Origin of the sequence: Alkalimonas collagenimarina (genome assembly GCF_030717845.1) — a bacterium.
Taxonomy (GTDB): domain Bacteria; phylum Pseudomonadota; class Gammaproteobacteria; order Enterobacterales; family Alteromonadaceae; genus Alkalimonas; species Alkalimonas collagenimarina.
This window is the reverse complement of record NZ_JAUZVZ010000005.1, coordinates 1-17494: the sequence shown is the minus strand read 5'-3', so window position 1 is coordinate 17494 and position 17494 is coordinate 1. Positions and strand designations below refer to the sequence as shown.

Here is a 17494-nt window from a genome sequence, read left to right as displayed (position 1 = left end):
TCCTGCATAATAAAAAACCGTGTCAGAGCGAATCTGGCACGGTTTTTTGTTTGGGCTATCAGCCAAAGCGCTATGTGTATTATGCGTTATGGATAAAGGCTTCACCCATGGTGATATCACCTTGCAGTGTAGGTAGCATGTCATTCATTGCTTTTTGTTCAAAAGCACTCAAGTTCCCGATAGGCAATAAGCGCTCAACGCCATTTTTGCCAAGTACCAGAGGTTGAGCAAAGAAACGAGCGTGCTCGCCGTCACCTTCAACATAAGCGTACTCGGTAACTTCTTCACCTTGCAGGCCTTTCACCAAAGACACACAAAAACGTGCAGCCGCCTGACCCATAGACAAGGTAGCAGACCCACCACCGGCTTTGGCTTCAACGACTTCGGTACCGGCATTCTGAATGCGGTGCGTCAAAGAAGCCACTTCGTCATCGGTAAAGCTGACACCGGCCACTTGCGACAACAGAGGCAAAATCGTGGTACCACTGTGGCCGCCGATCACCGGAACAGTGATATCAGCCGGGTTCTTACCCTTTAATTCAGCAACGAAGGTTTCAGCACGGATCACATCCAGCGTTGTGACACCAAATAAGCGCTTCGGATCATATGTGCCCGCTTTTTTAAATACTTCCGCAGCAATGGCTACCGTGGTATTAACCGGGTTGGTGATTACACCAACAAAAGCAGTCGGGCACTGCTCAACAATGGCTTCAGCCAAGGTTTTGACCACATTTGCATTCACGTTAAACAGATCAGAGCGGTCCATACCAGGTTTGCGTGGCATACCAGCAGGGATCATCACCACGTCAGCACCTTTCAAAGCGGTCGCCAAATCGTCTTTACCATAACCTTTCACCTCAACCGCAGTCGGGATATGGCTAAGATCAACAGCAACACCAGGGGTAACCGGCGCCAGATCATACAAAGCCAGCTCTGAGCCTGCTGGTAAATCCAGTTTCAACAATAATGATAACGCCTGGCCAATACCGCCGGCGGCACCTAACACAGCTACTTTCATCGGAAATCCCCTTGTTCAGTTATATGAAGGCAGGCATAAATATGCATGCAATGAATAAATTCACGGGCATTTTAACCCATTTTGCGGTAATTTACTGCACAGACTTTAGTAATAGAATACTGTAACCAAAATAGCTTATCCGTACAGAAAAGTGACCAATATGACCAAGCAATCAAAACAAGAAGCATTGATCCAAGCATTTAAAAACCTGTTGAAAGAAGAACGTTTTGGCTCCCAGGGCGATATTGTGGACGCCTTAAAAGCGCTCGATTTCGACAATGTCAGCCAGTCCAAGGTGTCGCGGATGCTCAGTAAGTATGGTGCGGTGCGAACCCGTAATGCGAAGCAAGAGATGGTGTATAGCTTGCCGCCAGAGCTTGGCGTACCAACCACCAAAAGTCCGTTACGGCAATTGGTTCTGGATATTGAGCACAATGATGTGATGATCATCATCCGTACCAGCCCCGGTGCAGCTCAACTAATAGCCCGCCTGCTCGACTCTGTAGGTAAAGCAGAAGGCGTGCTCGGCACTATTGCCGGAGATGACACCATATTTATTGCACCAATCAGTGTAAAAAATATCAACTTTACGCTGGAAAAAGTCACCGAGCTGTTCGAGAAAGTGTAGCCCTCCAGAGCATGCGCTAACGATCAAATTGCTCTAAAAAACTGACTGAAGGTGCAAAAAAAGCTGCACCAAGATCGGCCTGACTGTAATCAAGCAGGCGATCGTACTGGCCTGCATTAAGCTCGCTCAAACCGAGTCGCTGCCGCATCAGCGTTTCGAAGGCGGTGCTGTCGGCGCTGAACCCCAGCCATAGTAAGCCTTGTTGCTTTAAATCAGCGAAGGGCATATTTTGCGTCAACAAAGGTAGCGGCTTGCTGCGTTCTTTTTCCTGATAAAAGCACAAACTGTGACATTCAGGCTCTAACTGCGCCAGCGGCAGCCACTGCCCATCAGATTTTCGCCGGCCAATAATGGCTTGCTGTGCCGTGACAGATAACTGCTGCCAGCGCCTTATATCATGGCGAAAGCGTTGAAAATACACATAGCTGCCGCCGACAAAGTGTGGTTCCTGCTCTGCAGTTAACAAAGCCAATTCACGGCGCAACCGACCTCGCACCATATCCGGTGCATCAATAAAACCCGTTAGATCACGGCCGTCCAGATAACGGAAGCCACGCAACTGTTCAACCAGCTCGACCGCTGGGGCTAATAATTGATATAACTGCTGAGCCACCAGATAATTGACATCCTGACGATCAGAACGAATTTGTAGTAGTAAATCAAACGAATCCGCTGGCATCAAGACATCGGAAGACTCAAGCACAGGAAAAGGCAACAAACCCGCAGGGCGAGCATTCGGGTACAAGGTATCCCAGTAACTTGCGCCTATGGCAACAACACCGGTTACCATCGACTCAGAAAAGTGATCAGACAACTGACTTAGCAATGCCGGAAGCTGAGCCAGTTGCTGCCGTAAATAACGCTCTTGCCCATCCAATGCGGTGAGCAATAAATAATCGCCATGCAAATTTGCTTCTGAACATATACCCAATTGCTCTCTTGCCATGCGTTTTTATTCCCTTAGTACTTCAACCATTCTCGTTATTTCACTCGGTTCAACCCAACGCTTAGGTCGAATGCCCTACATTGCTGTGAGACATATCTCACAAAATGGTGCGCCAAAACGTCAAATCATGCCTTACTCAGCAAGAAAAAAACTTATAACCAACTGATTTTTATTTATTTAGTAAGAAAAAAGCCATCTTACAATAATATGACACTCTGGTTATTTTCTTACAGTCGATAGCTGGCTGAACTGAACCAGCGCATAATACACATGTCAGCGGATGACACCGTTCAGGATGAACAAACAGCTTAAGGACTTCACTTATTATATGCAATTTTAAGTGAATAGCGATCCACAGGATGTGCAAGGAAAGATTCAGGACAGGTTCAGGCTGAACCAGCATGATAGGGATACCATGCTTCAAGGATGAATGCAACGGATGCACGTCTGGATGACGCAAGGAACACTCAGGAAGAGTGCGGTTGGCAAGGTCGCTAACCTCATGGATAGCAGGACACGCAAAGGACAGCAAGCGGTTTCATGAAGAAACTGACCAAGGATACAGCAGGATGCAAAGGATCGCCGGGATGACGATTCGCTAGCGCACACGGATTCCATGGAAGAAGCAGGACCCACTCAGGATGAGTGTAGAGCACAGGAAGTGACTCTCAAGGATGATAAGGATGGCTGCAGGAAGCTGCAAAGGATACTTCAGGATGAAGTACAGGGAAGTCAAAGCATGGAAAGCCACAGCAGGACGCTGGACACAAGACTCAAGACGGCCGCGTAGTATGCGGCCGTTTCCTTTTGTGGCAACGGATCCTTCTTCTGTTTACTCACTCTCCTAATTAAAAACCCCGCTATATTTCATAGCAGGGTCATTGGTTAGGCAGTCAAGTTAGTTCAGATGCATCGTAGCCAACTATTTTGCTGAAGAAACAAACTCAGGGTAAGCTTCGATACCACACTCCAGCCGATCTACGCCTTCGTATTCCGCCTGTTCACTCACTCGAATTCCCATCACTTTCTTCAGAACGGTCCAGACAACTAAGCTGGTACCAAACACCCAGATAAAGATGGTTGCAGCACCAATCAACTGGCCAGTAAAGCTACTGTCACTATTGGTCAGTGGTACCAATAATAAGCCGAAGAAGCCGACCACACCATGCACGGAGATAGCACCGACTGGATCATCAATTTTCAGTTTATCTAAACCAATGATAGCACCCACCACGATACAGCCAGCAATAGCACCGAACAAAGTCGCTTGCAGAGGCGTTGGTGTAGATGGCTCAGCCGTAATTGCCACCAGACCAGCCAGAGCCCCGTTCAAGATCATGGTTAAATCAGCTTTGCGGAACAACACCACCGACAAGATAAGTGCACCTATCGCACCTGCGGCGGCGGCTGCATTGGTATTCAGGAACACAATAGCCACAGCATTGGCATTGGCCATATCACCCAACTTCAGGACCGAACCACCATTAAAGCCAAACCAACCCATCCATAGAATTAAGGTCCCTAAGGCAGCTAGCGGCATATTAGCACCAGTGATGGCATGCGTTTTACCGTCTTTGGTGTATTTGCCATAGCGTGGCCCAAGAAGCAATACACCAGCCAGCGCTGCCGATGCGCCTGCCATGTGGACAATGCCTGAACCAGCAAAGTCAGAGAAGCCAAGTTCGCCTAGCTCAAACAAGCCAAACACAGCTTGCTCGCCCCAGGTCCAGGCACCCTGCATCGGATAAATCACCCCGGTTAACACCACAGCAAAAACCAAAAATGCCCACAGCTTCATCCGTTCGGCAACAGCACCCGATACAATAGACATGGCAGTAGCAACAAACACGACCTGGAAAAAGAAATCCGATGCCCCGGCGTATATAGAATCGCCGGTAAAACCATCCTCGCGGCTGGCAAAGTCTGCCAAAGTAGCATCCACGTCCAGCTCTGCGATACCGCTAAGGAAGAAGCCGCCTTGGTACATGAGCTGATAACCACAGATTAAATACATGATGCAGGCGATCGAGTACAAGGCAACGTTCTTGGTCAAAATTTCAGTGGTGTTTTTGGAGCGCACCATGCCAGCTTCCAGCATCGAGAAGCCTGCAGCCATCCACATTACCAATACACCACACATCAGAAAGTAGAAGGTGTCCATGGCAAATTGTAAGTGAAAAATTTGTTCTTGCATTGTCATTCTCCCTAGATGGCATCTGCGTCAGTTTCACCGGTTCGGATCCGGACCACTTGCGCCAATTCAAATACGAAAATTTTCCCGTCGCCAATACGGCCGGTACAAGCTGCTTTTTCGATAGCGGCCAGCAAGCGGTCGACGTTTTCGTCCAGGGTGGCAATTTCAAGTTTTACTTTCGGTAGAAAGTCGACTTGATATTCAGCTCCACGATAGAGCTCGGTATGCCCTTTCTGGCGACCAAAGCCTTTGACTTCAGTTACCGTTAAGCCTTCGACTCCAATCTCCGCGATGGCTTCGCGGACATCGTCCAGCTTAAAGGGCTTGATGATGGCACATACAAGCTTCATAGATGATTTCCTTCTGGTTTTATCGTTGTGTTTGCAAAACATAAGGAAATCATGTGCCACTTTTATAACCACATGAATTTAAATCATTAAATTGGAATCATGAATGAAAGCTATAAAAAAACGCACCAGAAAGGTGCGTTTGTTCACAGCAGCAGTGCAATCAATTCAGCGTCTGGCTCCATTCAAGCGGGAGGGTTGGCCAGCAATAAACACCTGCCACTGCTCCACCAGCCGGATCAAATCCTGCAACCCACACTCGGCTTGCAAATTATCTTCATCCAGCACCAGATCACTGCCAGCCAGCTTATCCGGTAAGGGTTCATGTTCAAGTTCCAGTAAGCTGTGGTGACACACCAGTACCTCGGAATCTTCAACAAATAAAGACCAGCTCTTGCCTTGATACGTCCAGCTACCCGAAGCTCCAAGCGCCTGCAGTTCACGCAGCAATTGGTGATACCCCGCCTGATCCAATACGAACTCATCCAGTAAAAAACGTGCCAAGGCATCCTGCTCTGTCGGCAGCTCAATAGTGAAGTGGCCGGTATCGCGGCTGTAAGAAAATTCGTAGTCCACGGTTTCCTCCTTTGACGCTTTTAGTGTAGCCGAAATCACTGTGGATAAGCGGGTTGCCGATAAATTTTTTACCGTTTAGCAGCCACTGCCAGGGCACTGGTAGCACTGAGGTTTACGCGGGCATAACCGGCCTCGCGAGCAGATAAGCTCAGCCGGTTTTTCAAGCCCACGAGCTATCCAATTGATATTTAAAATATTGGCTACACTGGTCAAGGTAGAACGAATGCTGGCAGGTACTGCAGCCGCACCACCGGACGCAATACAGCGCTCTTTCATGTCTTCGGCAATGCCTTGTGCATTCATCCCCTGTGCTTCAATGGCAGGATTTAAATCGATACCAGCACACAATACATGAGCATTGCCGGCTAAATCATTGACCCTAATCGATTCACAACAATAGATACGAGGCTTACCCCGCACATCCAGCAAGGATAGCTGCGCTGAGCTACCCTGCCCGGCCACATCAAACATACGAAACACCGCCCAATGCTGGCACGGGTCTTCCACTTCACGCATATTGCCCCATGGCAAAGGAATACCATTGCCCCGGTACACGGCTTTTAATTTTCCGGCGGTATAGGCATCAAAATAATGCCAATGCGGATAGGATGAAACCGCCGTCATTCGCCGCATCGCTACCGAAGCCGATACTTCAGCCAGTTTATGGCTGCTGACTTCATAACCATGCCGATCAAGCAATTGTCGAAATGGCACCTTAGGGCAAAGTAAGGCCCCCGCAAAAAAGCTGGACTCAAAATCACGCCATGCATGCAGAATATCGTCCGGTGCCACTGTATCGGTCACCATGCCGCTGCTGGTATGAGCGCCACCAACCGACATCGAACTTTTGACGCCATCTTTGTTATGCAGCACCGCATGGCCAATATGTACTGCTAATTCGTATTTCAAACGGGTTGGGTAATGCTGCAATAAGCGATTCAAGCGCAACACTTTCGGGGGTACAAAGAACGAACTGGCGACATTTTTACTGCGTACGCCCAGCTCATCCAGCAGCTCCTGTGGCGCTTCATCAAACCACTCGATCAACAACCCTTGCTGTTTTGCCAACTGCATCAACTCATCGACTGACAACGGCATTCGTTTTAAACCAATTTCCTCTGCCGCCCGCTCTAGTTCCGGAAAATGATTCTGATGATGCTCCTGATGTGCCCGGATCAACAACTGAGCAAACTGTCGCGAACTGGTGCCAGTTTGTGACAACATTTCCGGAATAGCGATTTGCAAAATATCATTGGAAAACAAAAAACCCGGTTCCAGTGGCATGCCATGGATCCCACCCCGGCTGCCTTTGGTCGGAATAATATCGTCTTGTTGCTCTTCGCCATCGAGAAACCAGTCCACATCTTTTTGAAAAACTTCAGCAATCACTTCCAGCATATCCACGCTAGGCACCCGTTTGCCGCGCTCAATCATCGATAAATACGACACCGATGGCGCATAATCAGGGTTGACCCGTACGCAACGTGTGGACAGATCATCCATAGTTAAGTGATTGCGTTTTCTCAGGTTTCTTATTTTTGTGCCCAAAAAATGGGACTTACGCAGCAATGTTTTATTGGCTTTCATTTTGTAAAATTCACACTGTATAATTTTTATTGTCAAATTACTCAAAAAACTAGACTAGACTAAAAATCAAGCAAGAGCAAACCCCTTGCTTTGTACTTGACGACAGCAGTGACAACAACTGGATGACAGTGGCAACGACCACCGGCCAGGATAACCGACGCCGAACAGAACACGGATAAACGTGAGGATAGACAAATGAATACCATGACTCAGCAACAACAGCATAGCACCGACGTTCATCAGCTGATCCAACAAGAGATCAGTCAGATCAATCAATTGAACGAGCGCCATGTGCAACAAGTCACGGCGTATTCAAAAGGGTTCTTAGATAAAGTATGCCCGCTGACAGAAGGGTCCCATCAGGATGTATGCCAGTACGAAGTGTACTACCAACACTTGTTGGCCTTTTTCGCCGATGGCCGCAAAGCTGGCCTTAAGCATCCGGGCCAATTTGTTGCCTTGTGTGGCCGTAAAAGTGCCCCGGATGCCATCGTACTCAATGACCATGGCCGCCATATTGAGATTAGCCTGACTCACGGCCAGTGCGGTCTGGCCGATGCAGCGGGCATCACCGACATCCAAGTCGAGCTGCCAGAACAAAGCCAATGGTTCAGCTTGCTGCATGGCCAGCAAACTCGCTCAGCGGATAAGTGCTTTACCGCGCCAGATGGTGATGACTACCACATCGGATGAGTCTCTTTATAGACAAGGCCCTGCATAACAGGGCCTTGTTTGTGACGTTAAGAAACTCGATAAATACCAACTACAGGATTTAGTTCAACAGACGTAACGCCTCTGGCACAAAAGGCCGGCCCCTGCCATTGATTGCAGTACCAATCACCAAAGCATCCAACATCACTTTTTGATCATGGCTGCGAATCACCTGCTGGCGAAAACCAAAGCGTAGTTTCGAAATCGGCTCATAAACAACCGTCACAACAAACTCGTCCCCACTGGTCAGCGGTGCCTTGTAATCCATTTCTGAACGCACCACCACCAAATTGACCTGCTGGCGCGCCAGCTCCGCAAAATCAATACCTTTGCTGTGCAAAAACTCATGACGGGCATGCTCCAGATAATTAAAATACACCCCATTATTCACAATGCCCTGCATATCACACTCGTAATCACGCACTTTAAAATCAACTGAAAACACCCTTACTTTTCCTTTTTTACTGTTCACTCTTTTATAAGCTGTACACATCCGGCGGCATCTCGGCGCCCTGTCGAATATCACAACCCATCCGTAGGGGCGCATGATTGCGCCCTGTCCAAGCACGAATCCGAAAAAGGGCGCAATCATGCGCCCCTACTCATACAATATCCGTTTGCACACCTAGCTGTATAGGATCACCATCGTGTTTTCCGCAATCGTGCAGTGGCTGAATACTGACAATTGCCAGCAGCGGTATCTCCTGCTCACCGGTATCACTTTCGCACTGCAGATATTCCTGCCCGGCTGCCGTACGGGTATCAGCCGCCCGAACTGTCAGTACCTCACCCCCCTGCAGTGTGAGTAAAAGCAACTGCTTGCGCAGGCAAAAAATCTCTACCCAATCATGCTGATCGCAATCGATAATCATCAATGAATCCTGCTCTGTCCGATTAGTTTTAGTGTAGCTGAGTTGTGGCTAAATAAGATAGCTGGATTTGCAGGCTCCACGCTTGGCAGTCACCGCAGCCTGCATTACACTGGCGCGAAAGTCTCGAATCATTCAGACCCACCTCGCCAACCCTTCAGCACATCATTGATACAAAAAGTCAGTGCTGTAGTATTTTCAGTAGCATGATGCAACGATCAGGAAAACGACCATGATTCAAATCCCTGCAACTTCTCGCCTTGAGTTTTCATTACTATCTGCTGACGATGCCGGGCTGTTATTTGAAGTGGATCAAGATGAAGAGGTGATGCGCTATTTAAACGGCGGCCAGCGCTCCAGCATGGAGCAAATCCAGCAAGTGATGCTGCCACGCATGGCGAAGTACCTGGTTCCAACGCTTGGTTTCGGCATCTGGCAGGTGTGCCGGTTAAGCGATCAGGCTTATCTTGGCTGGGTATTGATACGGCCCATGGACTTTGATACTGACACGCCAGCCAGCGATGATGTCGAAATAGGCTGGCGCTTTAAACGTGCGTATTGGGGGCAGGGCTATGCCAGCGAAGCGGCTAAGGCCGTTGCTACCGCTGTGCTGGCAGACAAACCTCAGGTGCACTATTTATCGGCCATTGCGGTCGAAGATAACCTGGGTTCCATTGGCGTAATGCGCAAACTCGGTATGCAATTTGTGAAGAAATACCGCCATCGCGACTCTTTCGGTGAACTGGATGCCGTGTTGTACCGGCTCAAGCTTGCCTAAGCAGGCGTCGTTGCTGTAACCAGCGCCGGCCTTTCGCTGCCAGCCAGGCAATCAAAATAGCCGGGCTCGACATCAACAACGGCAGCACAGCCCCAAACGCCAGGCTAAGCGCGGCCACATAGCCCAGTACAATTTCTGCCCGGTGCAATGGCAACAACAGTGCCAAAAAATAGGTGCCAAAAAACAGCAGCGCTACCGGCTGGCTAATACCATTGAGATACAATAAAGCCAGTAAGCCACCATAACCAAAGCCCAGCAACAACGAATACCAGAACACGGCTTGGTTTGTTGTATGCTGCAAACGTCTGGCGGCCAGCCAGGCCAACCCTGAAATGATCAGTAATCCCCAGGCATCCGATACAGCCGGAAGGTTAGGGTTTGCTAGTAAGTGATGGGCATTGATGCCCCCTTGCAACCACTGCCACCCCAGCTGAACCATAATAAAAATAACTGAAAAAGCAATTAGATAATAGCCAAAAGCTGTCAACTGGCGCACAGTGATCTCCACCAGAGATTAAAAACCAAACCTTAGCAGACCAACCCCAAAAACACACTTGCAATTGTGTAACGGAATTTCTGTTTTGTTACAAACCTAGGGGCGCATGATTGCGCCCTGGAAGATTGCGCTCTCGCCTATCCAATCGCGATTTATAAAAAAGGGCGCAATCATGCGCCCCTACATACAGTTAAACAGTAATCGTCAGATTACTTTTTCTTCTTTGCCTTTGGATTTGGCAAATCAGTGATGGAGCCTTCGTACAATTCCGCTGCTAAACCAATGGATTCATTCAAGGTTGGGTGAGCATGTACTGTTAACGCGATATCTTCAGCATCGGCGCCCATCTCAATAGCCAGGCCGATTTCACCCAGCATTTCACCGGCGTTGATACCGACAATAGCGCCACCGATGATGCGATGCGTTTCTTTATCGAAAATCAGCTTGGTGAAGCCTTCGGTACGGGACGACGCAATGGCACGGCCTGAAGCCGCCCACGGGAAAGTAGCGGCTTCGTACTGCAGGCCTTGCTCTTTCGCTTCTTTCTCAGTCACCCCTACCCACGCCATTTCTGGATCAGTGTAGGCGACTGAAGGAATACCGCGTGGGTCAAAGTAATGCTTTTGTCCGGCAATGACTTCAGCAGCAACATGGCCTTCGTGTACCGCTTTGTGCGCCAGCATCGGCTGGCCAATCACATCACCGATGGCATGGATATGCTTCACGTTGGTACGCAGTTGTTTGTCTGCATGAATAAAACCACGTTCATCTACGTTAACACCAGCTTTAGCGGCATCCATCAGGTTGCCGTTTGGTTTACGACCCACAGCGACCAGGATCTTGTCGTAACGTACTGGTTTTTCCGGAGCGTTCTTGCCTTCAAAGGTAACGTATAAGCCGTCTTTCTTCGCTTCTACGGCGGTTACCTTGGTCGATAACATGATGTCGAAGTTTTTGCTGTTGAACTTGGTGTAGGCTTTGACCACATCCGCATCAGCTGCAGGCACCAGCTGGTCCGCAAACTCAACCACAGAGACTTTAGAACCCAATGCGCGATACACAGTGCCCATTTCCAGGCCGATAATACCGCCGCCTAATACCAGCATTTCTTTTGGAATGTCTTTTAATTCCAGAGCGCCAGTGGAATCGATGACGCGATCATCATCTTTTGGAATAAATGGCAGCGCTACCGGCTCAGAGCCAGCAGCAATGATAGCGTGCTCGAAGGTGATGGTGGTGTCATCGACTTGCAGCGTATGAGCACCAGTAAATTTGCCGTAGCCATTGACCACTTTTACTTTGCGCATCTTAGCCATGCCATCCAGACCCTTGGTCAGTTGGCCGACTACTTTGTCTTTCCAGCTGCGGATTTTATCCAGGTCAATCTCTGGAGCACCGAAGCTCACGCCGTGCGATGCCATTTCTTTAGCATCATCGATCACTTTGGCCACGTGCAGTAACGCCTTGGATGGGATACAACCCACGTTCAAGCAAACGCCACCTAAGGTGCTGCGTGCTTCTACCAATGTGACGTCCAGACCTAAGTCGGCAGCACGAAATGCTGCGGAATAGCCACCAGGGCCTGCGCCCAATACCACGACCTGCGTTTTGATTTCTTTGCTCATCGTTATACCTTTCACCTTGTGAACCATTGTGGCAGCGTGCGAACTGGCTGGTTGGAAACAACCGTGCAGGCTCCCTATGAAAAATGTGGCTGAATTTTACCATTCAGCCTGAATGATGTCTTGTAACTTTTCAGCGTAGCAACAAAACATTGCGTCATGCACTCAAATGACTATGTAGTGCTGATGAGCGGGTACGCTAAGCAGACCTTTTTTGCCATGGATGGCAAAACAGAGCCCCCATGGATGGGTTTACGGCGTGTCTGCGTGCGCTACCCGGTCAGCGGCACCTACAAGCAAACCCGAACATTCCTTTTCCGGGTTTACACCCTATGTACCAGCTGCTGTTACATAATAATCTGACGAATATCGGCCAGATAACCCGCCAATGTCGCCGTAAAGCGTGCGGCCAGTGCGCCGTCAATGACCCGGTGGTCGTACGATACCGACAACGGCAACATTAACTTCGGCTCGAACTCTTTGCCATTCCACTTTGGTTTAATCTCTGATTTAGAGACCCCCAAAATAGCCACTTCCGGTGCATTCACAATCGGAGTAAAGGCAGTACCACCAATGCCGCCTAAACTGGAAATGGTAAAGCAACCACCTTGCATATCAGCCGACGTTAGCTTGCCCTCGCGCGCCTTCACTGAAATATCCATCAGCTCCCGCGACAACTCAATCACACCTTTCTTGTTCACGTCACGGACCACCGGTACCACCAGGCCATTCGGGGTATCAACCGCAATGCCCAAATGCACGTACTTCTTCAGGATCAGGCTTTGGCCATCGTCCGACAGCGACGAATTAAAGGTCGGGAACTCTTCCAGCGCCTTGGCCACAGCTTTCATGATAAACACCAGAGGGGTGTACTTCACGCCCAGCTTTTTCTTCTCGGCCAGTTGGTTTTGCTCTTTACGGAAATCCTCCAGCCCGGTGATATCAGCCTCATCAAACTGAGTGACGTGCGGAATACGCACCCAGTTGCGATGCAGGTTGGCACCAGATATTTTCTGGATGCGGCTGAGTGGCTTTTCTTCCACCTCGCCAAAGCGGGAAAAATCGACTTTTGGCCACGCCAATACATCCATGCCACCGCCAGAGCTGACCGCGCCAGACTCCACCTTTTTCACCACTTCTTTCACGTAGTTTTGCACATCTTCGCGCAGTACACGGTTTTTCCGGCCTGTGCCTTTAACTTTGGCCAGGTTAACGCCAAACTCGCGGGCAACGCGGCGTACCGCCGGTGAAGCATGGGCATAGGCGTCGTTTTCAACAAACTCATCCTTGCCTTTGCCTGGCTGCTCAGAAGCAGCCGATGCTTTGCTCTTGGCTGGCTTATCGTCGTCTTTCGCTTTCGATGATTCAGCTTTGCTGTCGCTTTTCGAGGGTTTCTTCTCAGAGCTACCGCCAGAGGCCGCCACTTCAAACACCATGATATGTGAACCGGTTTTCACCCGGTCACCAGTGCTGACTTTAATCGACTTCACCGTACCGGCAAATGGCGCAGGTACTTCCATTGAAGCTTTATCGCCTTCCACCGTCAGCAAGGACTGCTCGGCTTCAACGCTATCGCCGACCGCCACCAGAATTTCAGTGACTTCAACGTCATCGCCACCGATATCCGGCACTTCAACGTCTTTTTCTTCGCTGCTTGCTTCAGAATCGCTGTCACTCGCTGAATCCGAGTTGTCTTTGTCAGTGCTCTCTTTTTCAGAGTTCTCTTTATCAGCGCTGCTGTCGTCTTGCTTGCTGTCACCATCGGCGGCTTCAAACAGCATGATCAGCGAGCCGGTTTTAATGGAGTCACCGGTTTTGACTTCAATCGACTTCACCACCCCAGCTTCACTGGCGGGGATCTCCATCGAGGCTTTATCGCCCTCAACAGTGATTAACGATTGTTCCGCTTCCACCGTATCACCGACACTGACTAAGATTTCGGTCACTTCGACTTCATCGGCGCCGATATCCGGCACATGGATTTCAATGCTCATTCGTCGTCCTCTTATGCGTACAGTGGGTTGGTTTTTTCGGTATCGATGTCAAATTTCTTAATGGCGTCCAACACCACAGATTTTTTCACCTCACCACGTTTAGCCAATTCGTTCAAGGCCGCCACCACCACATAGCCGGTATTCACTTCAAAGTGACGGCGCAGATTTTCACGGCTATCCGAGCGGCCAAAGCCGTCGGTGCCTAACACCTTGTAAGATTCTGCAGGCACAAAGGCGCGTACCTGTTCAGCATAGCTCTTCATGTAATCGGTCGCCGCAATGGCTGGCGATGAGTTCAGTACCGTAGCAATGTAAGGCACTTTTTCTTCGGCATCCGGGTGCAGCATGTTGTAACGGTCACAATCCTGGCCATCACGGGCCAATTCATTGAACGAGGTCACTGAGTACACATTAGAGCCAATACCGTACTCTTCGCTAAGAATTTGCGCTGCTTTGCGTACTTCATTCAAAATAGTGCCTGAACCCAGCAACTGCACCTGACCTTTATCACCAACCAGACTTTCCAACTTATAGATACCGCGGCGAATGCCCTCTTCTACCCCTTCCGGCATAGCGCCATGGTGATAGTTTTCGTTCATCACCGTGATGTAGTAGTAGATGTTTTCCTGCTCAGGGCCATACATGCGACGAATGCCGTCCTGAATGATCACGGCCAACTCATACACATAAGTCGGGTCGTACGACACGCAGTTAGGCACCGTACCGGCCTGAATATGGCTGTGGCCATCTTCGTGCTGCAAGCCTTCGCCGTTCAACGTAGTGCGCCCGGCAGTACCGCCCAGTAAGAAGCCACGAGCTTGTTGATCGCCCGCTAACCACGCCATATCGCCAACGCGTTGGAAGCCAAACATCGAGTAATAAATATAAAACGGGATCATCGGCAAATCGTTGGTGCTGTAGGAGGTCGCCGCGGCCACCCAAGACGACATAGCACCCAGCTCGTTGATACCTTCTTGCAGTACCTGACCGGAGACATCCTCTTTGTAGTACGACACCACTGAGCGATCTTCCGGCGTATAGCCCTGACCACGCGGATTGTAAATACCGATTTGGCGGAACAAGCCTTCCATACCAAAGGTACGGGCTTCATCGGCAATAATCGGCACAATTTGCTTGCCGATGTTTTTGTCTTTTAACAACACATTCAGCGCACGAACAAAGCCCATGGTGGTGGAAATATCGCGCTTTTGCTCGGTCAGCAATGGCTCGAACGCATCCAGCTCTGGCAAGGTCAGTTCGCCACTAAAGCGAGGCAACCGCACTGGCGTAAAGCCAAGCAGCTCTTTACGGCGTTGATGCAAATAGTTGTATTCTGGCGAACCTTCTTCCAGTTGAATGTAAGGCAGCTCTTTAACCGCCTCTTCGCTAATCACATCCTGTAAACCCAAACGATTACGCAATTGCTGCACATGGGTCATGTCCATTTTCTTCACCTGATGGGCAATGTTCTTGCCTTCAGCCGCCTCACCCATACCATAACCTTTGACGGTTTTAGCTAAGATGACAGTTGGCTTATCGGTACACTCCTGCGCTGCTTTAAAGGCTGCATACAGCTTGGACGGCTCATGGCCTCCACGCTTTAAAGCAAAGATTTCGTCATCGGTCATATCCGCCACTAAGGCAGCAGTTTCCGGGTAACGGCCAAAGAAGTGTTCCCGTACAAAGGCGCCATCTTTGGATTTATAGGTCTGATAATCGCCATCAACCGTTTCGTTCATCAGCTCCAGCAATTTGCCGGTGGTATCTTTGGCCAGCAACTTATCCCAGCCACTGCCCCACACCACTTTAATCACGTTCCAGCCAGCACCCCGGAACAAGCCTTCCAGCTCCTGAATGATCTTGCCATTGCCCATTACCGGGCCATCCAGACGCTGCAGGTTGCAGTTGATCAGATAGCAGAGATTGCCTAAACCTTCACGGGCAGCAAACGAAATAGCACCACGGGATTCTGGCTCGTCCATCTCACCATCGCCAAGGAAGGCGTACACCCGCTGTTGGCTGGTGTCTTTCAAACCACGGCCATGCAAATACTTTAAAAAACGCGCCTGATAAATCGACGCAATAGGCCCAAGGCCCATCGACACGGTCGGGAACTGCCAGAACTCCGGCATTAACTTAGGGTGCGGGTAACTGGACAAGCCTTTGCCATCGACTTCCTGGCGGAAGTTATCCAACTGCTCGGCAGTTAAACGGCCTTCAAGGAAGGCACGAGCATAAATACCCGGAGAAATATGGCCCTGATAAAACACCAGATCACCACCATCTTGCTCATTTGGTGCACGGAAAAAGTGGTTAAAACAGGTTTCATAAAACGCAGCAGAAGACTGGTATGAGGCCATGTGACCACCCAGTTCCAGATCTTTTTTCGACGCCCGCAACACAATCATGATGGCATTCCAGCGGATCACCGAACGAATGCGACGTTCAAGATTCACATCGCCGGGGTAGGCAGGCTCATCTTGTGGCGGAATAGTGTTGATGTAGTTGGTGGTGACACCGGTGGGCATATCCACGCCATCGAGACGGGCTTGCTCCAGTACTTGCTCCAGCAGAAACTGAGCACGCTCGACACCTTCTTCGCGTACTACTGATTCCAGTGCTTGCAGCCACTCTTTGGTTTCGAGTGCATCGATGTCCACTTGACTGACTTCAGACATATCGGGATTCCTTAGGTTGTTCACACATCACGATTGCATCGTGTGTTTAGGTTGCATCGCCCTGCTGCGAGCGGCGCAATGAGCGTTCTAAACGTGAACGCTCTTTCCCCACTTCCAGCAACGCTTCTTCGATATAGGCCAGGTGCCTGTGGCTGGCCTGACGCGCTTTTTCTGGCTCCCCCTGAATGACCGCTTCCATTAAATGCTCACGGTGCGCATTCAGTTGCGCCTTAATCTCTGGCTTTTGTTGAATGGTAGCCAGATTTGAATAAATATTCTGCTCGACCAGGGGCGTCATGCCCCGGACTAAATGCAGCAGCACCACATTATGCGACGCTTCAGCCACCGCCTGGTGAAATGCCCCTACGGCAGCAGACTCGGCAGCTAAATCGGCATTGGCCTGAGCCTGACAAATACTGGTATAGCGCTGCTGGATCTGTTCAAAATCTGCCGCCGTACCACGTAATGCGGCGTAATAGGCACAAATGCCTTCCAGCGCATGACGAAACTCCAGCAAATCAAACTGCGATTCAGGGTGCCGGGCAATCAGCTCGAATAAAGGGTCGGTTAACCCCACGGCCAAATTATCGCAGACATAAGTGCCCCCGCCCTGACGACGCTTAACCAAGCCTTTCGCTTCAAGTTTCTGAATAGCCTCACGCAGCGAAGGACGAGATACCTCAAACTGCAATGCCAGCTCACGCTCAGGCGGTAACTTTTGCCCGGGCGTAAAGCTACCTTCCAGCAGCATGTGTTCGAGCTGCTCGACGATACGATCCGATAACTTGGCTGGTTTAATAATCAAAAGCGCCATCCGCCATGTAAGTCGTACAAGCGTGTAAATTGGTAAGACCAATTATCCGTAATGGTGGTTAAGGTACCAGTTTCTGCATAACAAGTAAATAAAGCAGAAGAAGGTTGCAGATGCAAACCGGTAAAAAGTTAGAGCTAAGGCTCTAGAAAGGTTAGTGTAAACGGGAACAAAAAGAATTGGTCTGACCAGAACAATAAAGGGGGCGCATGGCTGCGTCCAGATAGTGCAATAAACGT

At 49.7% G+C, this 17494-nt stretch carries 16 protein-coding genes; 3 read left to right on the top strand and 13 right to left on the bottom strand.

Annotated elements, in window-relative coordinates:
* Positions 1–79: 79 nt before the first annotated feature.
* Positions 80–1018 (bottom strand): malate dehydrogenase, encoded by a 939-nt coding sequence (gene mdh, locus Q3O60_RS04265; protein ID WP_305892672.1) that lies wholly within the window; start codon positions 1016–1018, stop codon positions 80–82.
* 160 nt (positions 1019–1178) lie between these two features.
* On the opposite strand from mdh, the gene argR reads away from it, so the two are divergent.
* Positions 1179–1646, top strand: coding sequence for a transcriptional regulator ArgR (argR, locus tag Q3O60_RS04260; RefSeq protein ID WP_305892671.1), 468 nt, complete (start codon positions 1179–1181; stop codon positions 1644–1646).
* 16 nt (positions 1647–1662) lie between these two features.
* On the opposite strand, the gene Q3O60_RS04255 is transcribed toward argR, so the two are convergent.
* From Q3O60_RS04255 to Q3O60_RS04235, 5 genes are all read right to left on the bottom strand, one after another.
* Positions 1663–2592 carry a Dyp-type peroxidase gene (locus Q3O60_RS04255; RefSeq protein WP_305892670.1) on the bottom strand — a complete coding sequence of 310 codons (930 nt, stop codon included), beginning with the start codon at positions 2590–2592 and terminating at the stop codon, positions 1663–1665.
* A gap of 922 nt (positions 2593–3514) precedes the next feature.
* Complete coding sequence (locus Q3O60_RS04250) at positions 3515–4786, bottom strand: ammonium transporter (RefSeq protein WP_305892669.1); 1272 nt, start codon at positions 4784–4786, stop codon at positions 3515–3517.
* 11 nt (positions 4787–4797) lie between these two features.
* Entirely contained in the window at positions 4798–5136 is a 339-nt protein-coding gene (gene glnK, locus Q3O60_RS04245) for a P-II family nitrogen regulator (protein ID WP_305892668.1), read from the bottom strand.
* A gap of 165 nt (positions 5137–5301) precedes the next feature.
* Positions 5302–5709: a YacL family protein gene (locus Q3O60_RS04240; RefSeq protein WP_305892667.1), complete on the bottom strand. Its 408-nt coding sequence runs from the start codon at positions 5707–5709 to the stop codon at positions 5302–5304.
* A gap of 75 nt (positions 5710–5784) precedes the next feature.
* Positions 5785–7296: a DUF3612 domain-containing protein gene (locus tag Q3O60_RS04235; RefSeq protein WP_305892666.1), complete on the bottom strand. Its 1512-nt coding sequence runs from the start codon at positions 7294–7296 to the stop codon at positions 5785–5787.
* 195 nt (positions 7297–7491) lie between these two features.
* Here Q3O60_RS04235 and Q3O60_RS04230 point away from each other — a divergent pair, with 195 nt between their 5' ends.
* Positions 7492–7989, top strand: coding sequence for an aldolase/citrate lyase/malate synthase family protein (locus Q3O60_RS04230; RefSeq protein ID WP_305892665.1), 498 nt, complete (start codon positions 7492–7494; stop codon positions 7987–7989).
* Between the two features lie 79 nt (positions 7990–8068).
* Here the strand turns inward: Q3O60_RS04230 and Q3O60_RS04225 are convergent, their stop codons facing one another.
* Entirely contained in the window at positions 8069–8452 is a 384-nt protein-coding gene (locus tag Q3O60_RS04225; protein WP_369812629.1) for an acyl-CoA thioesterase, read from the bottom strand.
* A gap of 157 nt (positions 8453–8609) precedes the next feature.
* Complete coding sequence (locus Q3O60_RS04220; RefSeq protein WP_305892663.1) at positions 8610–8879, bottom strand: Rho-binding antiterminator; 270 nt, start codon at positions 8877–8879, stop codon at positions 8610–8612.
* Positions 8880–9108: 229 nt separating this feature from the next.
* Between Q3O60_RS04220 and Q3O60_RS04215 the strand changes: the two genes are divergently transcribed.
* Entirely contained in the window at positions 9109–9654 is a 546-nt protein-coding gene (locus Q3O60_RS04215) for a GNAT family N-acetyltransferase (protein ID WP_305892662.1), read from the top strand.
* Here the strand turns inward: Q3O60_RS04215 and Q3O60_RS04210 are convergent.
* The 5 genes from Q3O60_RS04210 to pdhR form a co-directional block, all read right to left on the bottom strand.
* On the bottom strand, positions 9641–10150 hold the full coding sequence (locus Q3O60_RS04210; RefSeq protein ID WP_305892661.1) for a hypothetical protein: 510 nt from the start codon (positions 10148–10150) through the stop codon (positions 9641–9643). The two genes, Q3O60_RS04215 and Q3O60_RS04210, sit on opposite strands and share 14 nt — an antisense overlap.
* 209 nt (positions 10151–10359) lie before the next feature.
* Positions 10360–11775 (bottom strand): dihydrolipoyl dehydrogenase, encoded by a 1416-nt coding sequence (lpdA, locus tag Q3O60_RS04205; RefSeq protein ID WP_305892660.1) that lies wholly within the window; start codon positions 11773–11775, stop codon positions 10360–10362.
* 344 nt (positions 11776–12119) lie between these two features.
* Positions 12120–13766, bottom strand: coding sequence for a dihydrolipoyllysine-residue acetyltransferase (gene aceF, locus Q3O60_RS04200; protein ID WP_305892659.1), 1647 nt, complete (start codon positions 13764–13766; stop codon positions 12120–12122).
* 11 nt (positions 13767–13777) lie between these two features.
* Positions 13778–16444 (bottom strand): pyruvate dehydrogenase (acetyl-transferring), homodimeric type, encoded by a 2667-nt coding sequence (gene aceE, locus Q3O60_RS04195; RefSeq protein ID WP_305892658.1) that lies wholly within the window; start codon positions 16442–16444, stop codon positions 13778–13780.
* A 46-nt stretch (positions 16445–16490) separates the two neighbouring features.
* Positions 16491–17258: a pyruvate dehydrogenase complex transcriptional repressor PdhR gene (pdhR, locus tag Q3O60_RS04190; RefSeq protein ID WP_305892657.1), complete on the bottom strand. Its 768-nt coding sequence runs from the start codon at positions 17256–17258 to the stop codon at positions 16491–16493.
* Between the last annotated feature and the right edge of the window lie 236 nt (positions 17259–17494).